The sequence below is a fragment of the Pseudoduganella aquatica genome (assembly GCF_020865585.1).
In the GTDB taxonomy this organism is placed as follows: Bacteria; Pseudomonadota; Gammaproteobacteria; order Burkholderiales; family Burkholderiaceae_D; genus Rugamonas; species Rugamonas aquatica_A.
The window spans coordinates 53,135-72,010 of the sequence record NZ_CP086370.1; the positions used below are offsets into that span (position 1 = coordinate 53,135).

16 protein-coding genes are annotated in these 18,876 nt (G+C 66.1%); 5 read left to right on the forward strand and 11 right to left on the reverse strand.

Translation table 11 applies throughout. The features are described from left to right. Nucleotides 1-94: 94 nt before the first annotated feature. Entirely contained in the window at nucleotides 95-682 is a 588-nt protein-coding gene (locus tag KT882_RS00210) for an OmpW/AlkL family protein (RefSeq protein WP_228894081.1), read from the forward strand. A 1-nt stretch (nucleotide 683) separates the two neighbouring features. Here the strand turns inward: KT882_RS00210 and KT882_RS00215 are convergent, their stop codons facing one another. Next, nucleotides 684-1,142 carry a DUF2244 domain-containing protein gene (locus tag KT882_RS00215; protein WP_228894082.1) on the reverse strand — a complete coding sequence of 153 codons (459 nt, stop codon included), beginning with the start codon at nucleotides 1,140-1,142 and terminating at the stop codon, nucleotides 684-686. Nucleotides 1,143-1,320: 178 nt separating this feature from the next. On the opposite strand from KT882_RS00215, the gene KT882_RS00220 reads away from it, so the two are divergent. Further along, nucleotides 1,321-3,021 (forward strand): methyl-accepting chemotaxis protein, encoded by a 1,701-nt coding sequence (locus KT882_RS00220; protein WP_228894083.1) that lies wholly within the window; start codon nucleotides 1,321-1,323, stop codon nucleotides 3,019-3,021. Here KT882_RS00220 and KT882_RS00225 read toward each other — a convergent pair. Genes KT882_RS00225 through KT882_RS00240 form a run of 4 tightly spaced genes read right to left on the reverse strand, consistent with a single transcriptional unit; the run spans nucleotide 3,018 to nucleotide 9,133 of the window. Further along, on the reverse strand, nucleotides 3,018-4,202 hold the full coding sequence (locus KT882_RS00225) for a hybrid sensor histidine kinase/response regulator (RefSeq protein ID WP_407682028.1): 1,185 nt from the start codon (nucleotides 4,200-4,202) through the stop codon (nucleotides 3,018-3,020). The two genes, KT882_RS00220 and KT882_RS00225, sit on opposite strands and share 4 nt — an antisense overlap. Beyond that, nucleotides 4,202-4,825, reverse strand: a complete 624-nt coding sequence (locus KT882_RS00230) for a chemotaxis protein CheB (RefSeq protein ID WP_161074349.1) — start codon at nucleotides 4,823-4,825, stop codon at nucleotides 4,202-4,204. Before KT882_RS00230 ends, KT882_RS00225 begins: the two co-directional genes overlap by 1 nt. After that, nucleotides 4,822-5,655 carry a CheR family methyltransferase gene (locus KT882_RS00235; RefSeq protein WP_228894084.1) on the reverse strand — a complete coding sequence of 278 codons (834 nt, stop codon included), beginning with the start codon at nucleotides 5,653-5,655 and terminating at the stop codon, nucleotides 4,822-4,824. The genes KT882_RS00230 and KT882_RS00235 overlap by 4 nt, the downstream gene beginning before the upstream one ends. 10 nt (nucleotides 5,656-5,665) lie before the next feature. Continuing rightward, nucleotides 5,666-9,133 carry a response regulator gene (locus KT882_RS00240; protein ID WP_228894085.1) on the reverse strand — a complete coding sequence of 1,156 codons (3,468 nt, stop codon included), beginning with the start codon at nucleotides 9,131-9,133 and terminating at the stop codon, nucleotides 5,666-5,668. A gap of 132 nt (nucleotides 9,134-9,265) precedes the next feature. Between KT882_RS00240 and KT882_RS00245 the strand changes: the two genes are divergently transcribed. Further along, a complete protein-coding gene (locus tag KT882_RS00245) occupies nucleotides 9,266-9,748 on the forward strand; it encodes a hypothetical protein (protein WP_228894086.1) in 483 nt (160 codons plus the stop codon). Here KT882_RS00245 and KT882_RS00250 read toward each other — a convergent pair. After that, the gene (locus KT882_RS00250) at nucleotides 9,745-10,728 is read right to left on the reverse strand and encodes a zinc-dependent alcohol dehydrogenase family protein (RefSeq protein WP_161074346.1); all 984 of its coding nucleotides are present in this window, start codon (nucleotides 10,726-10,728) and stop codon (nucleotides 9,745-9,747) included. The two genes, KT882_RS00245 and KT882_RS00250, sit on opposite strands and share 4 nt — an antisense overlap. 130 nt (nucleotides 10,729-10,858) lie before the next feature. Here KT882_RS00250 and KT882_RS00255 point away from each other — a divergent pair, with 130 nt between their 5' ends. Beyond that, the gene (locus tag KT882_RS00255) at nucleotides 10,859-11,773 is read left to right on the forward strand and encodes a LysR family transcriptional regulator (RefSeq protein WP_161074345.1); all 915 of its coding nucleotides are present in this window, start codon (nucleotides 10,859-10,861) and stop codon (nucleotides 11,771-11,773) included. 46 nt (nucleotides 11,774-11,819) lie between these two features. Here the strand turns inward: KT882_RS00255 and KT882_RS00260 are convergent, their stop codons facing one another. Both KT882_RS00260 and KT882_RS00265 read right to left on the reverse strand, forming a co-directional pair. Then, complete coding sequence (locus tag KT882_RS00260; RefSeq protein ID WP_161074344.1) at nucleotides 11,820-13,415, reverse strand: methyl-accepting chemotaxis protein; 1,596 nt, start codon at nucleotides 13,413-13,415, stop codon at nucleotides 11,820-11,822. 128 nt (nucleotides 13,416-13,543) lie between these two features. After that, nucleotides 13,544-13,921: a DUF4148 domain-containing protein gene (locus KT882_RS00265; RefSeq protein WP_228894087.1), complete on the reverse strand. Its 378-nt coding sequence runs from the start codon at nucleotides 13,919-13,921 to the stop codon at nucleotides 13,544-13,546. 186 nt (nucleotides 13,922-14,107) lie between these two features. On the opposite strand from KT882_RS00265, the gene KT882_RS00270 reads away from it, so the two are divergent. Next, nucleotides 14,108-15,787 carry a M20/M25/M40 family metallo-hydrolase gene (locus KT882_RS00270; protein WP_228894088.1) on the forward strand — a complete coding sequence of 560 codons (1,680 nt, stop codon included), beginning with the start codon at nucleotides 14,108-14,110 and terminating at the stop codon, nucleotides 15,785-15,787. A gap of 125 nt (nucleotides 15,788-15,912) precedes the next feature. Here the strand turns inward: KT882_RS00270 and KT882_RS00275 are convergent, their stop codons facing one another. From KT882_RS00275 to nudC, 3 genes are all read right to left on the reverse strand, one after another. Beyond that, a complete protein-coding gene (locus KT882_RS00275) occupies nucleotides 15,913-17,310 on the reverse strand; it encodes a thioredoxin family protein (protein WP_161074341.1) in 1,398 nt (465 codons plus the stop codon). Nucleotides 17,311-17,315: 5 nt separating this feature from the next. Continuing rightward, nucleotides 17,316-17,885 (reverse strand): GTP cyclohydrolase I FolE, encoded by a 570-nt coding sequence (folE, locus tag KT882_RS00280; protein ID WP_161074340.1) that lies wholly within the window; start codon nucleotides 17,883-17,885, stop codon nucleotides 17,316-17,318. Nucleotides 17,886-17,975: 90 nt separating this feature from the next. Then, nucleotides 17,976-18,803, reverse strand: a complete 828-nt coding sequence (gene nudC, locus KT882_RS00285; protein ID WP_161074339.1) for an NAD(+) diphosphatase — start codon at nucleotides 18,801-18,803, stop codon at nucleotides 17,976-17,978. Nucleotides 18,804-18,876 lie beyond the last annotated feature (73 nt).

An 18,876-nucleotide genomic window follows, 5' to 3' on the forward strand; every position in this document is an offset into this window, starting at 1 on the left:
ATTCATGCACCTCAATACACTGCGCTCATTACTTAACGATGAAGCAGAGAGGAAGTGTATGAAGCACGCAAGAGTAACGGCAGCAGCAATGATCATGAGTATCGCCACCCTGGCCATGGGCCATGCGGCGGCAGCGGAAGCCAGTCCCTGGCTGGTGCGCTTGCGCGCCGTGCACCTGGACCCGGCCGACAAATCCGACCCCGTGGGCGGCACCGGCGCGGCCAACCGTCTCACCATAGACAGCAAGACCATCCCCGAAGTCGACGTTTCCTACTTCTTCACGCCGCAGTTCGCGGCCGAGCTGGTGCTGACCTACCCGCAAAAACACGACGTGCTGCTGGACGGGAAAAGCATCGGCACCATGAAGCACCTGCCGCCCACGCTGCTGGCGCAGTACCACTTCCTGCCGGACGCGCAGTTCCGGCCGTATGTGGGCGCGGGCCTGAACTACACCACCATGTCCAAGGTGCATATCCTGAACGGCGCCGCCGGCCTGGAACACAAGAGCTTCGGCCTGGCGCTGCAGGCAGGCGCGGACTTCACGCTGGATAAAAACTGGTCGCTCAACGTGGACGTGAAGAAGGTGCAGATCCGCAGCGACGTCAATAGCGCCGGCGCCATCATCAGCAAAGTGAAAGTGGACCCTGTGCTGCTGGCGGTGGGCGTGGGCTACCGCTTCTGATTTAAAACCGTCCCGCCAGCAGCTCCATGCGCAGCTCGCTGGCAAAGGCCGTGCGCTGCGGGGCCAGCGCGTAGCGCCCCACCTCCAGCGTTACGCCGCCCGATTCCAGTGTAATGAGTTCCCCTGCGTGCTCCGGCATGCCGATGCGCGTGCGGCTGGGTACGAAGCGGGTCTGCGCTATTTTCCCGGCGTTGGCCTGCTCCACCACCAGGCAGCCGCTGGTGAGCACCACCTGTTCATAGTCTGACGCATGGCGCGCGTAGCACAGGAAGGCGGCCGTCACCGCAGCCAGTTCCACGCCGGTGAAGCACAGCACCTGCCATACGCCATGCAGCAGGAACACCGCCGCCACGGCCAGGGAAAGCACGCACAGCATGGCCCACGCCGCCACCGTCTGGCGCGGCGTCAGCGAACAATTGCGCCGCCATAGCCACTCGCGTCTATCAAGGTCACGCCGCATGCCGCCGCCTCCTTTTCTTGCTATTTTACGACTGCTCCGTTCGACGTGAAACCTGACTCTCGTTGTTTCCTAACGACAACAAATTACATAAGCGCCGGTCCGCGCATAATAATGCTCCGCCCGCCGCTTTTTTTGAGGAACAATAGCAGGCTATAACAATCAGCTCATTGGGGATGACATGCTACTTTCAAACATGAAGATAGGAGCCCGCCTGGGCGTTGGATTCGCGATTGTGTTGGCGCTGCTGACGGCGATGCTGGTGCTGGGCCTGAGCTCCTTGTCGCGCATCGGCAGCCGCACCAACGACATCGTGCACGACAAGAACGTGAAGATGGCCGCCGCCAACACCATGGTGGACAACGTGCGCAACATCTCCCTGGCGCTGACCACCATGATCGTGGTGCCGGGCACGCCGGAAATGAACGCCGAGCTGGAAAAGATCGCCGAGGCGCGCAAGAAGTACGGTGCCGCCAAGGAGACCATGCTCAAGCTGCTGGCCGACGACAAGGAGAAGCAGCTCATGGCAGCGGTTGACGATGCGCTGAAAGCCGGCGCCGCCAAGAACAACGAGCTGGTGAAGCTGCGCAAGGAAGGCGAGATCCAGGACGCGACCGCCTTCCTGATCAAGGAAACCGGCCCGTCGCTGAACGCGGTGCTGAAGGCGCTGGACGCTTTCGTGGCCTACGAGGCCAAGCTGGCCGCCGACGCCAGCACCGACGTGGTGCAGGTCTACGCCAGCTCGAAGACGCTGATGCTGGTGCTGGGCATCGCCGCCATCGTCATCGGTGCGGGCGTGGCGTGGTTCATCACCGGCTCCATCACCGGCCCGCTGAACAAGGCGGTGGACGTGGCCGAGACGGTGGCCTCGGGCGACCTGTCCTCGCATATCGAAAGCGGCGGCGGCGACGAGACCGGGCGCCTGCTGAACGCGCTCAAGGCCATGAACGACAGCCTGCTCAACGTGGTGAGCCAGGTGCGCACCGGCACCGACGCGATCAGCACCGCATCGAGCGAAATCGCGGCGGGCAATCTGGACCTGTCCTCGCGCACCGAGGAGCAGGCCAGCTCGCTGGAGGAAACCGCGTCGTCGATGGAGGAGCTGACTTCCACCGTGAAGCAGAATGCGGACAATGCGCGCCAGGCCAATACGCTGGCCAAGTCCGCGTCCGAAGTGGCGGTCAAGGGCGGCGACATCGTGGCGCAGGTGGTGGACACCATGGGCACCATCAATGATTCCTCGCGCAAGATCGTGGACATTATCGCTGTCATCGACGGCATCGCTTTCCAGACCAATATCCTGGCGCTGAACGCGGCGGTGGAAGCGGCGCGCGCGGGCGAGCAGGGACGCGGCTTCGCGGTGGTGGCGTCCGAGGTGCGCAACCTGGCGCAGCGTTCGGCGGCGGCGGCCAAGGAGATCAAGGAGCTGATCAACGCCTCCGTGGCCAATGTGGACACCGGCTCGCGCCTGGTGAACGACGCGGGCAGCACCATGGGCGACATCGTCAACAGCATCCAGCGCGTGACGGACATCATGGGCGAGATCACCTCCGCCAGCCAGGAGCAGACGCTGGGCATCGAACAGATCAACGCGGCCATCTCGCAGATGGACGAAGTGACGCAGCAGAACGCGGCGCTGGTGGAGCAGGCTGCGGCCGCGTCGCAGAGCATGCAGGAGCAGGCGGGCAATCTGGCCACCGTGGTGGGGTTCTTCAAGACGGGAACGCATACCGCAGCGGCGGCGCCGGCGCCACGGCGCAGCGCGCCTGCACCGGCCAAGGCTGCGGCGCAGGCGCGCGCCGTTGCCGTGCGCGCGCCTGCCAAACCTGCGCAGCGGCTGGCGCCGGGCAAGCCTGCCGAGAGCGATTGGGAAGAGTTCTAAGCCGCCGTGCGCGGCAAGGTTAGCGTGAATGTGGAGCCGTCGCCGGGGGCGCTGCTGACGCTGAGCGTGCCCTGGTGGGCTTCCGCGAGCTGCTTCGATATGTAGAGGCCCAGCCCCAGGCCGGCGCTCACGCCCGTGTCCAGCCCGCGCTCGAAGGGCTCGAAGATGCGGGCCTGGGTTTCCTCGGCAATGCCTTTGCCGCCGTCCCGCACGGTGATGCGCGCGGCGCGCCAGTCCGCTTCCAGCTTCACTTCCACCGGTGTGCCGCAGCCGTAGCGCAGCGCGTTCGTCAGCAGGTTGACGATCACCTGCTCGATGCGGAATTCGTCCCAGTGGCCGCGCACTTCCTGCTCCGCTTTCAGGCTGATTTCGCAGCCGGTTTCGCGGGCCTGCCTCGACAGATCCGCCACCACCCTTTGCAAGAGCCCGGACAGCTCCGTCTCGGCGGGCCGTATCGACAGCTTGCCGCTGCGGATGCGCGACACGTCCAGCATGTCGTCGATCAGCCGTATCATGCTCTGGATCTGGCGGTCGTCGCGCGCCACCATCTTTTTCCACACCTCGGGATTGAAGCCCTCCTGCACCCCGCGTTCGATCTGCAGCTTGCGCAGCTGCGTTTCCAGCGACAGGGTGTTGAGCGGCGTGCGCAGCTCGTGCGCCACCAGCGACATGAACTCGTCGCGCGTGCGCAAGGCGCGCTGCAGTTCTTCCTGCGCCAGGTGCAGTGCTTGCAGCGTGGCCTCCTGCTCGGCGCGCGCCTTTTCCAGCGCCACCACCTGGCGCTGCGTTTCCTGCCGCTGCCGGTGCAGCGCCACGAACACATTCACCTTGCTCTTGACCATGTCGCCGTCCAGCGGCTTGTACAGGAAGTCGACCGCGCCCGCCTCGTAGCCTTTGAAAGCGTAATTCAGCTCCTTGCCGGCCGCGCTGACGAACACGATGGGGATGTGGCGCGTTTTCTCGGTGCCGCGCATCAGCTCCGCCAGTTCAAAGCCGTCCATGCCGGGCATCTGCACGTCCAGGATGGCCAGCGCGAAGTCGTGTTCGAGCAGCAGCGCCAGCGCCTCGTCGCCGGACGTGGCCTGGTACACGGTGCGTTCCTCGTCGCGCAGCAAGGCCTGGAGCGCGCGCAGGTTCTCCGGCAGGTCATCCACGATCAGCAGCTTGGTCCGTTCCAGCATCAGCGTTTCTCCAACGTTGTCTCCAGCGCCGCCAGCAGGTGGCGGATGTCCCGCAAGGGCAATATCAAATCCGGCGCGCGTTGCCGGATGGCTTCGCGCGGCATCACGCCCACTTGGGCCTCGCCGGGGTCCTGCACCACCGTCAGGCCGCCCGCCTCGCCTATCGCGGCCAGTCCCGCCGCGCCGTCGTGGTTGGCGCCGGTGAGCAGCACGCCAACCAGCGCGGGGCCGTACACGTCCGCCGCCGAGGCCATGACAAAGTCGATGGCGGGGCGCGAAAACAGGTGCGGCGGCTCGCAGCTCAGCGAGAAGCAGCGTTCCGATTCTACCGACAAGTGATAGCCGGACGGCGCAAAGTATACCGTGCCCGCTTCCAGCGGCTGCTTGTCTTGCGCTTCCACCACCGCCATCGCCATGCGCTGGGCGAAAACCTCGGCCAGGTGGCTGGGGCGGTTCGGCATCATGTGCACCACCACCACGATGGGCAGCGGCGCGTCCGCCGGCAAGCCGGGCAGGATCTCCAGCAGCGCCGCCACGCCGCCGGCCGACGCGCCTATCACCACCGCCTCGAAGGCGCGGCCTTCCAGCGCGGCCTGCTCGGGGCTGTAGGACGGCGCGTTCACGACAGCTTCCTGAACAGGCGCTCGCGCTTCACCACCGCCTCGAAGCGCGGGCCGTAGGCGGAAAAGTCGATGCTCTCCTTGCTGCCCAGGCCAAGGAAGCCGCGATGGCACAGCGACTCGTGGAACAGCCCGAACGCGCGCTCCTGCAGCTTCTTCTTGAAATAGATCATCACGTTGCGGCAGCTGATCAGATGCGTCTCGGCGAACACGCTGTCGGTGGCCAGGCTGTGGTCGGCGAAGGTCACGTTCTCCATCAGCGAGCGGTCGAACAGGGCCGCGTTGTAGGCCGCCGTGTAGTAGTCCGAGAACGCGCGCTTGCCGCCGGCGGCCTGGTAGCTGGCGGTGTAGTCGCGCATGCTCTCCAGCGGGAACACGCCCTTCTTGGCCTTTTCCAGCGACTGCGGATTGATGTCGGTGGCGTAGATGATGCTGCGCTCCAGCAGCCCTTCCTCCTTCAGCAGGATGGCCAGCGAGTAGACCTCTTCGCCGGTGCTGCAGCCGGCCACCCAGATCTTCAGCGACGGATAGGTGGACAGCACCGGCACCACGTGTTCGCGCAGCGCGGCGAAATAGGCCGGGTCGCGGAACATCTCCGTCACGGGGATGGTGAGGTATTGCAGCAGCTGGGTGAAGGCGGCGGGGTCGTGCAGCACGCGCGACTGCAGCTCGGAGATGGTGCTGCACTTCATCTCGCCCATGGCGTGCAGCACGCGGCGCTTTTGCGAGGCGCCGGTGTAGTCGCGGAAGTCGTAGCTGTACTTCAGGTAAATGGCCTCCATCAGCATGGCCAGTTCGATATCCGCGCTGCTGCGCTGTACTTGCTGAGTCATGGCGGCATCCTCAAGGCTGCATCCACACCCGCAGCAGCGAGTACAGGCGCGACAGGTCGATGGGCTTGGCCAGATAGTCGTTGGCGCCTGCGGCCAGGCATTGCTCCTGGTCGTCCTTCATGGCCTTGGCGGTGATGGCGATAATGGGCAGGCGCGCAAAGCGGCCCTGGGCGTCGGCGCGGATGCGGCGCGTCGCTTCCAGGCCGTCCATCACCGGCATCATCACGTCCATCAGCACCAGGTCGATTTCCGGCAGGGCGTTCAGCTTGTCGATGGCCTCCACGCCGTTGCGGGCGATTTCCACCGCGGCGCCCTTCTGTTCCAGCGCACTGGTGAGCGCGAAGATGTTGCGCACGTCGTCGTCCACCAGCAGGATGCGGCGGCCCTCGAACACGCGGTCGCGGCTGCGCACCGTTTTCAGCATGGTCTGGCGCTCGCTGGAAAGCTGCGATTCCACCTTGTGCAGGAACAGCGTCACCTCATCCAGCAGGCGCTCTGGCGAGCGCGCGCCCTTGATGATGATGGAGCGCGAATACTTGTGCAGGTCCGCCTCCTCTGCGCGCGTGAGGTTGCGGCCGGTGTACACGATCACCGGCGGGAAGGACGCGATCTCCTCCTGCGCCATGCGCTGCAGCAGTTCGTTGCCCTGCATGTCCGGCAGCTTCAGGTCGATGATCATGCAGTCGAAAATGGTGGTGCGCAGCAGCGCCAGCGCCGCCTCGCCGGATTCGACGGCGGTGATGTCGATGTCGTCGTCCGAAATCAGCGCCACCACGCTGTCGCGCTGGCGGGCGTCGTCCTCCACCAGCAGCAGGCGCTTGATCTTCTGCGTGAATTTGTTTTCCAGTTTTTGGAACACGTCCACCAGCTGCTGGCGCGTGGTGGGCTTGAGCGCGAAGCCGATGGCGCCCATGTGCAGCGCCGCCTCGCCGTTTTCGGACGCGGACACCACGTGCACGGGAATGTGGCGGGTGGCCGGATTGTCCTTGAGCAGCTGCAGCACGGACAGGCCGGAACGGTCCGGCAGGCGGATGTCGAGCAGGATGGCGTCCGGACGGTATTGTTCGGCCAGCTGCAGGCCCTCGTCGGCGGCGAAGGCCACCAGGCAGCGGTAGCCCATCTCGCGCGCCAGGTCGTACAGGATGCGGGCGAAGGCCGGTTCGTCCTCCACCACCAGCACCAGGCGGTCGGGCGGGGGCGGCAGGTTGCGGTCGTCGTCGAAGGCTCGCGGCGCGGCTGGCGGCGCCGGGGTGGCGGCGCTTGCGATGGCTGCGGCGGCGGGCACGGCAGGCACAAAGGCGGACGGCGCTTGCGTGGCAGGCGCCGGGGCAGGCGCAGCCCATTGCGCCGGCAGCGTGAGCGTGAAGGTGCTGCCCTTGCCCAGCTGGCTGCTCAGCGCGATGGCGCCGCCCAGCAGCCGCGCCAGGTCGCGCGAGATGGACAGCCCCAGGCCGGTGCCGCCGTAGCGGCGGCTGGTGGTGCCGTCGGCCTGCTGGAAGGCGGCGAAAATGGCTTCGTGCTGCTCGGGGCGGATGCCGATGCCGGAATCGCTGACGGCAAAGCTGAGCTGCCCCGCCGCGTCGGCCGACACGCGCAGCGCGATGCGGCCCGTTTCGGTAAACTTGATGGCGTTCGACAGCAGGTTTTTCAGTATCTGCTCCAGGCGCTGGCGGTCGGTGTAGACCGTCTCCGGCACGCCCGGCGCCAGCTCCACCACGAACTCCAGGCGCTTTTGCTGCGCCAGCGGCTGGAACACATGCTCAAGTCCACGCATGACCTGGCGCAGATTCAGCTCCTCCGGCGCCAGCTCCAGCTTGCCCGCCTCCACCTTGGCGATGTCGAGAATGTCGTTGATCAGGTTGAGCAGGTCGTTTCCGGCGCCGTAGATGGTCTGCGCGAAACGCACCTGCTCCTCGTTCAGGTTGCCCTGCGCGTTCTCGGACAGCAGCTTGGCCAGGATCAGCGAACTATTGAGCGGCGTGCGCAGCTCGTGCGACATATTGGCCAGGAACTGCGACTTGTACTGGCTGGCGCGCTCCAGGTCCAGCGCGCGCTCCTCCAGCTGCCGCCCGGCCTCGCCCAGCGCCTCGTTCTTCTGGTCCAGCGCCACCGCCTGCTCGGCCAACTGCTCGTTGGTCTGCTCCAGCTCCGCCTTCTGGTTCTCCAGGCTGGCCTGCGACTCCTCCAGCACGCGCGACTGCTCTTCCAGTTCCTCGTTGGCGGTGCGCAGCTCCTCCTGCTGCACCTGCAGTTCCTCGTTCAGCTGCTGGGTCTCGGCCAGCACTTCGGCAATGCGCTGGCGCGCCAGCGTCGCTTCGATGGCGGTGCCGATATTGCCGCTCACCAGCTTGATGAAATCGAGCTGGCGTTCCGTCACCGGCTGCAAAAAGCCCAGCTCCAGCACGCCGTTCACTTCGCCGTCGCTGTCCACCGGCGCCAGCAGCAGGTGGCGCGGCGCTGCGGCGCCCATGCCGCTGCTGATCTTCACGTAGTTTTCCGGCACGTCGCCCAGCTGGATCACGCGGCGCTGCTGGGCAGCCTGCCACGGCAGGCCATCCCCCGGCGCCAGCACCAGGCCGTACTCCTCGTCCTCGCGGCTGTAGCCGTAGCAGGCCACGCGGCGCAAGCCGCCGTCCTGCTCGCGCACATACAGCGCGCCCACGGTTACGTCCATGTAGCGCGACAGGAATTGCAGCAGCGCGGCCGACAACTGCGGCAGCGCCATCTGGCCTATGCCCTGCTGGGCGAGCTGGGTCTGGCCGGTGCGCAGCCAGGCCTGCTGCTGCAAACGCTCGGAATGCTCGGTCTGTTCCTGCAGGGCCTTGCCATAAGTGTCCGACAGTTTGCGCACGTCGCGCCGGCCGAACAGCGCCAGCAACCCGCTGACGATCAGGCTGATCATCAGGAAGGCCGTGACCGCGAAAGCAGTGACGGATTTCGCGTCGGAGCGCCGCTCGGCCAGCAGGCGCTGCTCACTGATGACAAAAGCCTGGAACAGGCTGCGCACTTCGTCGAACTCCAGCTTGCCCCGGCCGGCCTTGATGGGCTCCAGGTAGTCGCCCTTGTTGCGCCGCAGGCTGATGACTTCCTGCGCGAAGACGTCCCATTGCTGCTGCTGGGCGGCGATATTATTCACGCGGCTCACCTGCACCGGATTGTCGGACACCAGTTCGCGCAGCGTAGTCAGCGCCGTGGCCATCTTGGGCTTGGACAGCTTGTAGGAGGCCAGGAAGGCCTCGTCCCCGGTGAGCGCAAAACCGCGCATGCCGGATTCCTGGTCCACCATCAGCCGGCCGATTTCGTTGGCGTTGCCGATCACGCGTTCGGTGTGCTCCACCCAGTTCAGTACATTCAGCAGATAGGCCAGAATGCCGATGAACACGCCCACATTGACCACGCCCGCCACCAGCGGCATGGTGATGTTGCGCGCAAGGATGCGGCGAAAACTGTTATCGTCGTGCGCAGAAGATCCCATCATGACTACACTACCCCGGTTGCATATGAATCACGAGTGTAGCCCATCGACACGGAAGTATGTTAATTAAATACCAATAGTGCGGGGACGCATGCGCGCCGCTATAATGGTTTCACCCTATTCGAAAGAGACGCCATGCGCAAGATCCTCACCGTCCTGCCTCCCTTGCTGCTTCCCTTGCTGCTGACCGGCTGCGCGCGGGACAGCGCCACTTATTATGTGGAAGGTGCCAACAGCAGCCATACGCTGTCGCTGCGGCGCGAGCAGGACTACTTCTGGAACGACAATGTGCGCCTGACCCTGGTTGCGACGCGCATGCCGGATTGCCAGCGCCAGATTCCCATGGGCGAAATGCTGCTGGACGAGGTGGACGTGGAGGTATTTTCCTCGCCCGACAATTTCTGGAGCCTGCGCTCCGGCGACCAGGTGTGGCAGGTGGAGACCCAGAATTGCGCCCTGGTGAGCGAGAATGGCCCGGCCACCGGCACCAAGGTGGGCGAATTCAAGGTGGTGGACAATAAACTGGTGTTCGAGCCGGCTGTCGCCGCACCGGCCCCGGCGCCGGCAGCGCCTGCGGCGCCGCAAGCTCCCGCTCCGGCGCCCGCCCCCGCCAACTAGACCACGTCGATCACCACTTTGCCGCGCGCCGTGCCGCCGGACAGCGCGGCATGGGCGGCATTGACTTCCGCCAGCGCGTAGCGCGCAGGATCGAGCTGCACACGCACCTTCCCTTCATCCACCAGCCGCGCGGCCTCGCGCAGGATCGCGCCATGCTGCGCCCGGCCCTTGCCGGACAACAGCGGCAGCAGGGTGAACACGCCCGAGTACGTGGCCGCCCTGAAGGACAGCGGCGCCAGCGCATGCGTGCCCCAGCCCAGGCAGCTCACCACATGGCCGCCGTACAGGCGCGCCGCAGCGAAGGACGCGTCCAGCGTGGCGCCGCCCACCGTGTCGTACACGATGTCGAAGCCCTCCCCGCCAGTGTACTGCTGCACGTAGTCCGCCACCGATTCGGTGCGGTAGTCGATAAAGGTGGCGCCGTAGCCTTCTATCACCGAGCGCTGGCCTGCACTGCCGGTGGCATACACCTCGGCGCCGAAAGCGCGCGCGATCTGCACCGCCACGTGGCCCACGCCGCCTGCGCCGCCATGCACCAGCACTTTCTGGCCAGCGCGTAGCCGCGCCCGGTCCACCAGCCCCTCCCAGGCGGTGATGAACACCAGCGGCAGCGCAGCCGCCTCGCGCAGCGTGGCCTGGCGCGGCTTGAGCGCCAGCAGGTCCGCATCCACCGCCGCGAATTGCGCCAGCGAGCCCTGCACGCCACCCACGCCGCCGGTCATGCCGAACACCTGGTCGCCCGGACGGAAAGCGGCGACGCCCTCGCCCACAGCCTGCACCACGCCCGCCATGTCGATGCCCAGCACCGCCGGCAAAGGCATGTGCGCATGCGCGGCCTGGCCGGCGGCGATCTTCAGGTCCAGCGGATTGACGCCGCTGGCGGCGATGCGTACCAGCACCTGGCCGGCGCCCGGCACCGGCATGGCGATGTCTTCCAGCGCCAGCGGCGCGCCTGCCTGTTTCGATATCATTGCTTGCATGGTGTTCTCCTGTGGTTGATGAAAGCAGTGTAGGGAAAGACGGGCGCGGGAAAAACCGGGCGGCGCTCCATGCAGTATTTCGAAATCGTGGACAATCGGGATAAACAGAGACCAAACGACAGGAGGGGACATGGACCGGCTGGATGCAATGAAGGTGTTTTGCACCGTGGTGGAAACCGGCGGTTTCAGCCGCGCGGCGGACAAGCTGGGCATCTCCACCTCCTCCGTCACCAACCAGGTGGCGGCGCTGGAGGCGCACTTCGGCGTGAAGCTGCTGAACCGCACCACGCGCAGCATGTCGCTCACCGGCGAGGGCCGGCAGTGCCACGCCTACGCGCTGCGCCTGCTGGCGGACATGGGCGAGCTGGAAGACAGCCTGCAGGAGTCCGCGCAGCAGCCGCGCGGCGTGCTGCGGGTGGACATGCCGGGCATCCTGGCACGGCGGTTCGTGGCGCCCGCGCTGCCCCGTTTCATGGCGCGCTACCCGGACATCACCCTGAAGATGACTGCCGGAGACCGCATGATAGACATGGTCGAGGAAGGCGTGGACGTGCTGCTGCGCATAGGCGAGCTGCCGGACTCGCAGCTGGTGGCGCGCACGCTATGCGGCACGCAGTACATCACCTGCGCTTCGCCGGGCTTTATCGAGCGGCACGGCATGCCGCAGGCGCCGGAGCAGCTGGGGGATTTCGCCTGCCTGAATTTCCTGTATCCGAAGTCGCGCCAGGTGCGCGCCTGGCGCTTCCAGCATGAGGGCGAGGCTTTCAGTTTCACGCCGCAGGGCAAGGTGGCGATGGACCATGTGGAGGCGCTGATCGCGGCCGCCGAAGCCGGCGCGGGCATCGTCCAGCATATGTCGGTGTCGCTGCGGGAGCCGCTGCGCAGCGGCGCGCTGGTGCCGCTGCTGCAGGACTGGCAGGCGGCGGGGCCGGACGTGTCGGTGCTGTACCAGCACAAGCACCAGCGCGCCGCCAAGGTGAAGGCGTTTGTGGACTTCGTGGCGGAGCTGTTTGCGGAGCATGGCGGGTTACGCGCGGCGCGCTAACCCGCCCTACGCGGCCACGAGACATTCTGTTATTTCGTAGGGCGGGTTAGCGCGTGAGCGCGTAACCCGCCATCTTTGGCACACCCGTTTCCTGCGCCGTGAGCCGGAAGCGGCACACCAGCGCCGCCAGGTTGGCCGCCTGCTCCTGCATGGCCCCCGCCGCCGCCGCTGCCTGCTCCACCAGCGCCGCGTTCTGCTGGGTCACCGAATCCATCTCGGTAATGGCCTGGTTCACATGGCCGATGCCGGTGCTCTGCTCGCCCGTGGCGGCCGTGATCGCGCCCATGATGTGGGTCACTTTGGCTACGCTGCCCACCACGTCGTCCATGGTGGCGCCGGCCTTGGCCACCAGCGCGCTGCCGGCCTCGATGCTGCCCACCGAATCGTTGATCAACTCCTTGATCTCCTTGGCGGCCGAGGCGGAGCGCTGCGCCAGGTTGCGCACCTCGCTCGCCACCACCGCGAACCCGCGTCCCTGCTCCCCGGCGCGCGCCGCTTCCACCGCCGCGTTCAGGGCCAGGATATTGGTCTGGAAGGCGATGCCGTCGATCACGCTGATGATGTCCACAATCCGCGTGGCCGAGCTGTTGATGGTGTCCATGGTCTGCACCACCTGCGACACCACGGCGCCGCCCTGCTGTGCCACCTGCGACGCGGCCTTGGCCAGCTTGTTCGCTTCAGCCGCGTTGTCGGCGTTGTGGCTGACGGTGGTGGTGAGCTGCTCCATGGAGGCGGCGGTTTCCTCCAGCGAACTGGCCTGCGATTCGGTGCGCGCCGACAAATCCATATTGCCGCTGGCGATTTCCGACGAGGCGGTGGCGATGGTGTCCGCGCTGCGGCGGATCTCGCCTATGGTGGAGGCCAGGCTGGCCTGCATCGCCTTCATGCCATGCAAGACGCTGCTGCTGTCGTTCGGGCTGGTGTCGACGGTGACGCTCAGGTCGCCGTTGGCGATGCGCGCCGCCACTTCGGCCGCGTATTCCGGCTCGCCGCCTATGGTGTGGCGCAGGCTGCGGTTGATATAGCTGACGATGCCGGCCAGTATCAGGCACACCGCCAGCAGCACGCCGCCGGACTTGAGCAGATTGGCCTGGAAAGCATCGTCGATATCGTCCATATAGACGCCGGTGATGAGGTTCCATTCCCACGGCTTGTAGCTGATGACGTGGCTCAGCTTGGGCACGGCTTCCTTGGCGCCGGGGCGCGGCCACCAGTATTTGACGAAGCCGGTGCCGGCCGGGCTGTTGGCCACGGCCACGATGTCGCGGTAGAGGTAGGTACCCTTGGGATCCTTGAAGTCCATCATGTTCTTGCCGTCGTTCTCAGGCTTGATGGGGTGCATGATGGTGACGCCGGCATTGCTGGTCAGGGACAGGTAGCCATCCTTGCCGTAGCGCAGGGTCTTGATGATGGCCATCGCCTGCTTCTGGGCGTCTTCCTTGCTCATGGCGCCGGACTGCGCCTTCTCGCCGTACAGCTTGAGCACGCTCATGCCCATGTCATCCAGATTGGCCAGGTCGGCCATGCGCTCCTCGATGCGGGTGTTGCGCAGCTGGACCGCGTCATGCAGGAATATGGCGGTGATACAGACGAGGCTGCAGATCAGGGGCACCCACAGCTTCTGGCGGAAAGAAAGATTCATCACTGCCGTCTCCACGAAATGTTCTTGTAAAACAAGAATACTCCGAATGCCGGCAGGAAAACTACTTAATTGATAGCGCGGCCCCGGCCTCGCAGGCCGGGGTGTTGCGCAAATCTGACCCGGCTCGATTATTGGGCGGCGGCGCTGCGTTTTGCCGAAGCAGTCAGGGTCTGGGCAGGGCGCTGCACGCGGCCGTCGAAGAACGATGGGTAGTTCACTTCGTTCAGGTCCAGCTCGCCGTTTGCGCGGGCGGCCAGCACGTCGGCCTTCACTTGTTCACGGGTCAGCGTGGAGCTGGTGTTGACCAGCGGCGGGTAGGTCACTTCGGTCAGCTCCAGTTCGCCGGCGTTGCGGGCGCGGATGACTTCAGCCTTGACCGCTTCGCGGCTGACTTCGGTTTTCTGGGCGGCGTTCAGTTTTGGGAAGTTCAGTTCGGCTGGTTCGGCAAAGGCGGCGCCGGCGGCCAGCAGCAGGGAAACGGAAGCGATAAGTTGTTTGGCGTTCATGATGTTTCTCCTAGAGAGTTGCGTTTCGATGGAGTCATCTTATGATTTAATTTGACGATAAAAAAGCGCAATTATCTGTTCAAACCTATCCGCTTTTCCGATTTATGATAGTGCCGCCTCTGGAAAGTGATGCAATCGGACTTGTTATGACACAATGTCGGGATTAAGTTTTCCGCAACTGTCCTCATGAAAAAAATGTCCAGCCTGGCGTTCGCGCTGCTCTCCGGAACGGCCGCCGCCGCCCCGCAGCCAGCGCCGCAAGCACAGCCGCAACGCAAGATCGACGGCGCCAGCATGCTGCGCCACATCAAGGCGCTGGCGTCGGACGAGTTCGAAGGCCGCGCACCAGCCAGCAAGGGCGAAACCGCCACCCTTGCCTACCTGCAGGACGAGTTCAAGAAAATCGGCGTGGCGCCGGGCAACCCGGACGGCAGCTATCTGCAGAAAGTGCCGCTGGTGTATGTGCAGCCCTCGCCCACCCTGGTCTACACCGCCGCCGGCAAGCCGGCGCCGCTGAACTTCCCGGGCGACTACGTGGCCTGGACCGCGCGCACCGAGCGCAAGGTGAGCCTGGCCAATTCCGAGCTGGTGTTCGTCGGCTACGGCGTGCAGGCGCCGGAATACAAATGGGACGACTACAAGGGCATGGACCTGCACGGGAAAACGCTGGTCATGCTGATCAACGACCCGCCGCTGCCGGACCCGAAACGCCCGTCGCGGCTGGACCCGGCGCAGTTCGCCGGCGCCGTCACCAGCTACTACGGCCGCTGGAGCTACAAGTTTGAAACCGCCGAGCGCCTGGGCGCTGCCGGCGCGCTCATCGTGCACGAGACGCGCCAGGCCGGCTATCCCTACGACGTGGTACGCAACAGCTGGGGCCGGGGCAGCTACGGCCTCAAGCAAGCCAAGAACGGCTCGGCGGGCTACCCCGGCGTGGCCGGCTGGCTGCACCTGGACCGCGCCAAGGAGCTGTTCCAGGCCGCCGGGCAGGACTTCGACGCGCTGAAAAAAGCCGCGCTCTCGCGCGACTTCAAGCCGGTGCCGCTGGGCGCCACCATCAGCGCCACCGTACTCAACGCGTGGAACGAGATGCCGTCGAATAATGTGGTGGCGAAGATCGAAGGCTCGGACCCCAAGCTCAAGGACGAAGTGGTGGTCTACAGCGCGCACTGGGACCATTTCGGCGTCGACGAATCGCTGCCCGGGCCGCGCAGCAAGCAGATTTTCCACGGCGCGCAGGACAACGCATCCGGCGTGGCGGCGCTGCTGGAACTGGCGCGCGCCTTCAAGGCGCTGCCGCAGCCGCCCCGGCGCAGCATACTGTTCCTGCTGACCACGGGCGAGGAGCGCGGCCTGCTGGGCGCGCAGTACTACGCGCGCCATCCGCTGTATCCGGCCGCCAAGACTGTGCTGGACATCAATCTGGACGGCTTGAACCTGTGGGGCAAAACGCGCGACATCGAGCTGACCGGGCACGGCAAATCCACCGCGGACGACCTGGTGGCGGCCGTGGCCAAGTCGCAGGGGCGCGTGGTGCGGCCGGAGGGCAATCCTGAAATGGGGGCGTTCTACCGCAGCGACCAGCTGGAGTTTGCCAAGCTGGGCGTGCCGGTGGTCTACACGCACGGCGGGCGCGACTTCATCGGCAAGCCGCCCGGCTACGCCGCCGCCACGCTGGACGCCTACACGGCGCACGACTACCACAAGGTGACGGACGTGGTGCAGCCGGGCTGGGACATGAGCGGCGCGGTGCAGGACGCCGAGCTGCTGTTCGAGGTGGGCCTGCGCGCCGCGCAGGACCCGGCGCCGCCGCAATGGAAGCCGGGCGCGGAGTTCAAATCCGCGCGGGAGGCCGTGGCCAAGTAATGCGTTCGCGGCGGCGCCGGCGGGTTACGCGGCGATGCCGCTAACCCGCCCTACGCAATACCAGCAATACCAGCAATACCGTAGGGCGGGTTAGCGCCCTGGCGCGTAACCCGCCGGAGCCGCCATCACAGATTGGCGGTGAGCAAACGCTGCAAGGCGCCCGCGTGCGGGCCGGGCACCGTCAGCATGGCCAGCTTGCCGGCCAGGCGCTGCAGCTGCGTGCGGTTGCGCTGCTGGTAGGCGTCGCTGGCAGCCGAGATGTCGCGCGCGATTCCTTGCGCGGCCGCTTCAATGCGCGGCTGGTCTTCCGGCGTCATGTCGATCACGCTCACCAGGTAAGTGGCGCCCCATTGCAGCCGGGTGGCGCTGCCCACGGCGGCATGCCACGCCTGCTCGTACCAGCCCAGCGTGCCGGGAATGTCATTGCGGCGGCGCGCCGCCGCAGCCAGACTCAGCATGAAGTAATACGGTGAATGCGAACCGGCCAGCGTGGCCTGCAGCAGCGCTTCGGCCTCGGCGGCAAAACCGGCGTCGTTCAGCGCGCTCACGGCCGTGTTGACCAGGCTGTGGCGGGCATACGGCTCCGTCACTTCGGCCAGCGAGGCGGCCACCGTGCTGCGCACCAGCTCGGCCACGCCTTCGGACGGGCCGCCCAGGCGCACCAGGCGCATGCGCAGGCGCACGGCCACCAGGCGGTCGCCCAGCGGCAGCCAGTCGTCGGCGGCGAATTCGCGTGCGGCCTTGTCCAGCGCCTGCACCAGCTCGCCCTGCCTTGCGCCCGACCATTTCACCAGGTTCACGCCGTGGTTGACGATCAAATCCATATTGGCGCGCGCCAGGCGCGTGTCGCCCAGCACGCGCAGCAGGCGGTCGGCGGCGGCGGCGATCACCGCTGCGGCCTGCGCCGCGCTGGCGGCGGCGTTGCCGGCCTGCGTCTGGCCGGGAATGCGGCCGGCGGCGGCCACTTGCGCATGCAGGTGCAGGCGCGCGGCAGCGTCGCCCGCCGGGCAGGCTTCGGCCAGGCGCGCCAGCGCGGCAGGCTGCTCGGCGGCGGGCAGCAGCTGGCCTTCATCGGTGTCCCAGGAATACAGGCTGAGCAGCGCCCACTCCTGTTCCGCCAGCGGCCGCGTGCCGCCCAGGGCGGCCTGCAGCGATTCGGCGGCGGTGTGGCCGGCGTCCAGCGCCAGGTCCAGCGCGGAGATAAAGGTTTCGCCGTCCAGCTCGCACGGCAAACGGGTGATCTCGCGTCCGTCCGGCGCGTATAGCACCAGCGTGGGGTAGCTGCGCAGCTTGTATTGCGCGGCCAGCGCTTGCGCGCCGGGCGCGTCGCCGTCCAGCCAGAACGGCAGCAGGTTGCGCATGCGCTGCGCGAACTCGGGCAAGCTGAAAATGTCAGCCTTGACCCGGTTGCACGGCGGGCACCAGCCGGCGCCCCAGTACAGGAACACAGGACGGCCCACCGAGGCCGCCAGCCCGAACGCAGCGCCCAGGTCGCCGCTTTGCCATTCGATCGCCGTCGCCATGATGGTCAGGGCTCGCGGGCCAGGGCCAGGAATTCGGTGCGCAGCGCCAGGTTGGGCTGCAGCTCGCCCAGCATGGACGAGGTGATGGTTTCCTCGCCCGGCGTGCGGATGCCGCGGCTTTCCATGCACAGGTGGCGGCAGCGCACCACCACGCCCACGGCCTTCGGCTCCAGCGCATCCATCAGCGCATTGGCGATCTGCTGCGTCAGGCGCTCCTGCACCTGCAGGCGCTTGGCGAAGCAGTCGACCAGGCGGGTCAGCTTGGACAGGCCGACGATCTTGCCGTTAGGCACGTAACCGATGGTGGCCTTGCCGAAGAACGGCGCCAGGTGGTGTTCGCAGTGGCTGTAGACCGGGATGCCGCGCACCACGATCAGCTCGTTGTACTGCTCGGCGCCGTCCTCGAACACCTTGAGCAGCTCGACCGGGTCCTGGGCGTAGCCGGAGGTCCAGTGTTTCCACGCCTTGGCGACGCGGTGCGGGGTTTCGTGCAGGCCGGGACGGTCGGGATCTTCGCCCAGGCTTTCCAGCAGGCGGCGCCAGTCGTTTTCGGAAAATGCTGCTTCTTTGGTCATGATGTAGCCATAAAAAATGCGATTGGCGTCAGTATATAGAAAACCCCGGCGGCCCACCTGACGCGGCCCGGCTTTTGCCCCCGCCGGCGGCTATTTTCCCGGCGGCCGGTGGGCGGCCAGCAACTCGGCCGCGATCGACACCGTGATGGGCCGCTCCGGCCAGTCGTCGTCCGGCCCGAACCAGCGCGCCTCGGCGATTTCCTCCGTGTCCACGCGGATCTCGCCGTCCAGGTAGTCCGCCGTGTAGGCCAGCATCAGCGAGTGCGGGAAGGGCCAGGACTGGCTGCCGAAGTAGCGCAGATTGTGCACCCGCAGGCCGACCTCCTCGTACACCTCGCGGTGGATGGCGTCCTCGACCGATTCGCCGGCCTCCAGGAAGCCGGCCAGCGCCGTGTAGCGCTTGTACGGCGACTGCACGTGCATGGCCAGCAGCACGCTGGCGCCCTTGCGTATCAGCACCATCATGGCGGGGGAAATGCGGGGGTAGGCTGTCATATTGCAAGCCGGGCAGCGGAAGCTGCGGTCATTGCTGGCCAGCTTCATCGGCGTTGCGCAGGCGCCGCAGTAGCGGTGGGTGCGCGCCCATTCGGCCAGCTGGCAGGCGCGCCCGGCCAGGCCCATGAATTCGTCGTCCAGCGTCCCAAACAGGCTGCGCAAGCCATGCCAGGTATAATTTTGTTGCGCTACAGCATCACTTTCAACCCAAGCTAGCTGATAATAGCGGTCATTCCACATGCCGAGCGGATGGATGCGCTCGGGCGGCAGGTGCAGGCCGGATTCAGCCAGCGCGGCGGCGTCCGGCAGGGCCAGGCTGCCGTCGGCCAGCAGGAGCGAGCCGCCCTGGAACACGAAGGTGAGCGGATCGGGATGGGTTTGCGGAATAATCGCGGGGGAAAATGCGGCGGGCGTTTTTATCATTATGGCTACGTTCCTGGGCTTTATTAAAAAATCATAATCCGGTGTCTATGAATTTTGTTAATAGATGCACGCT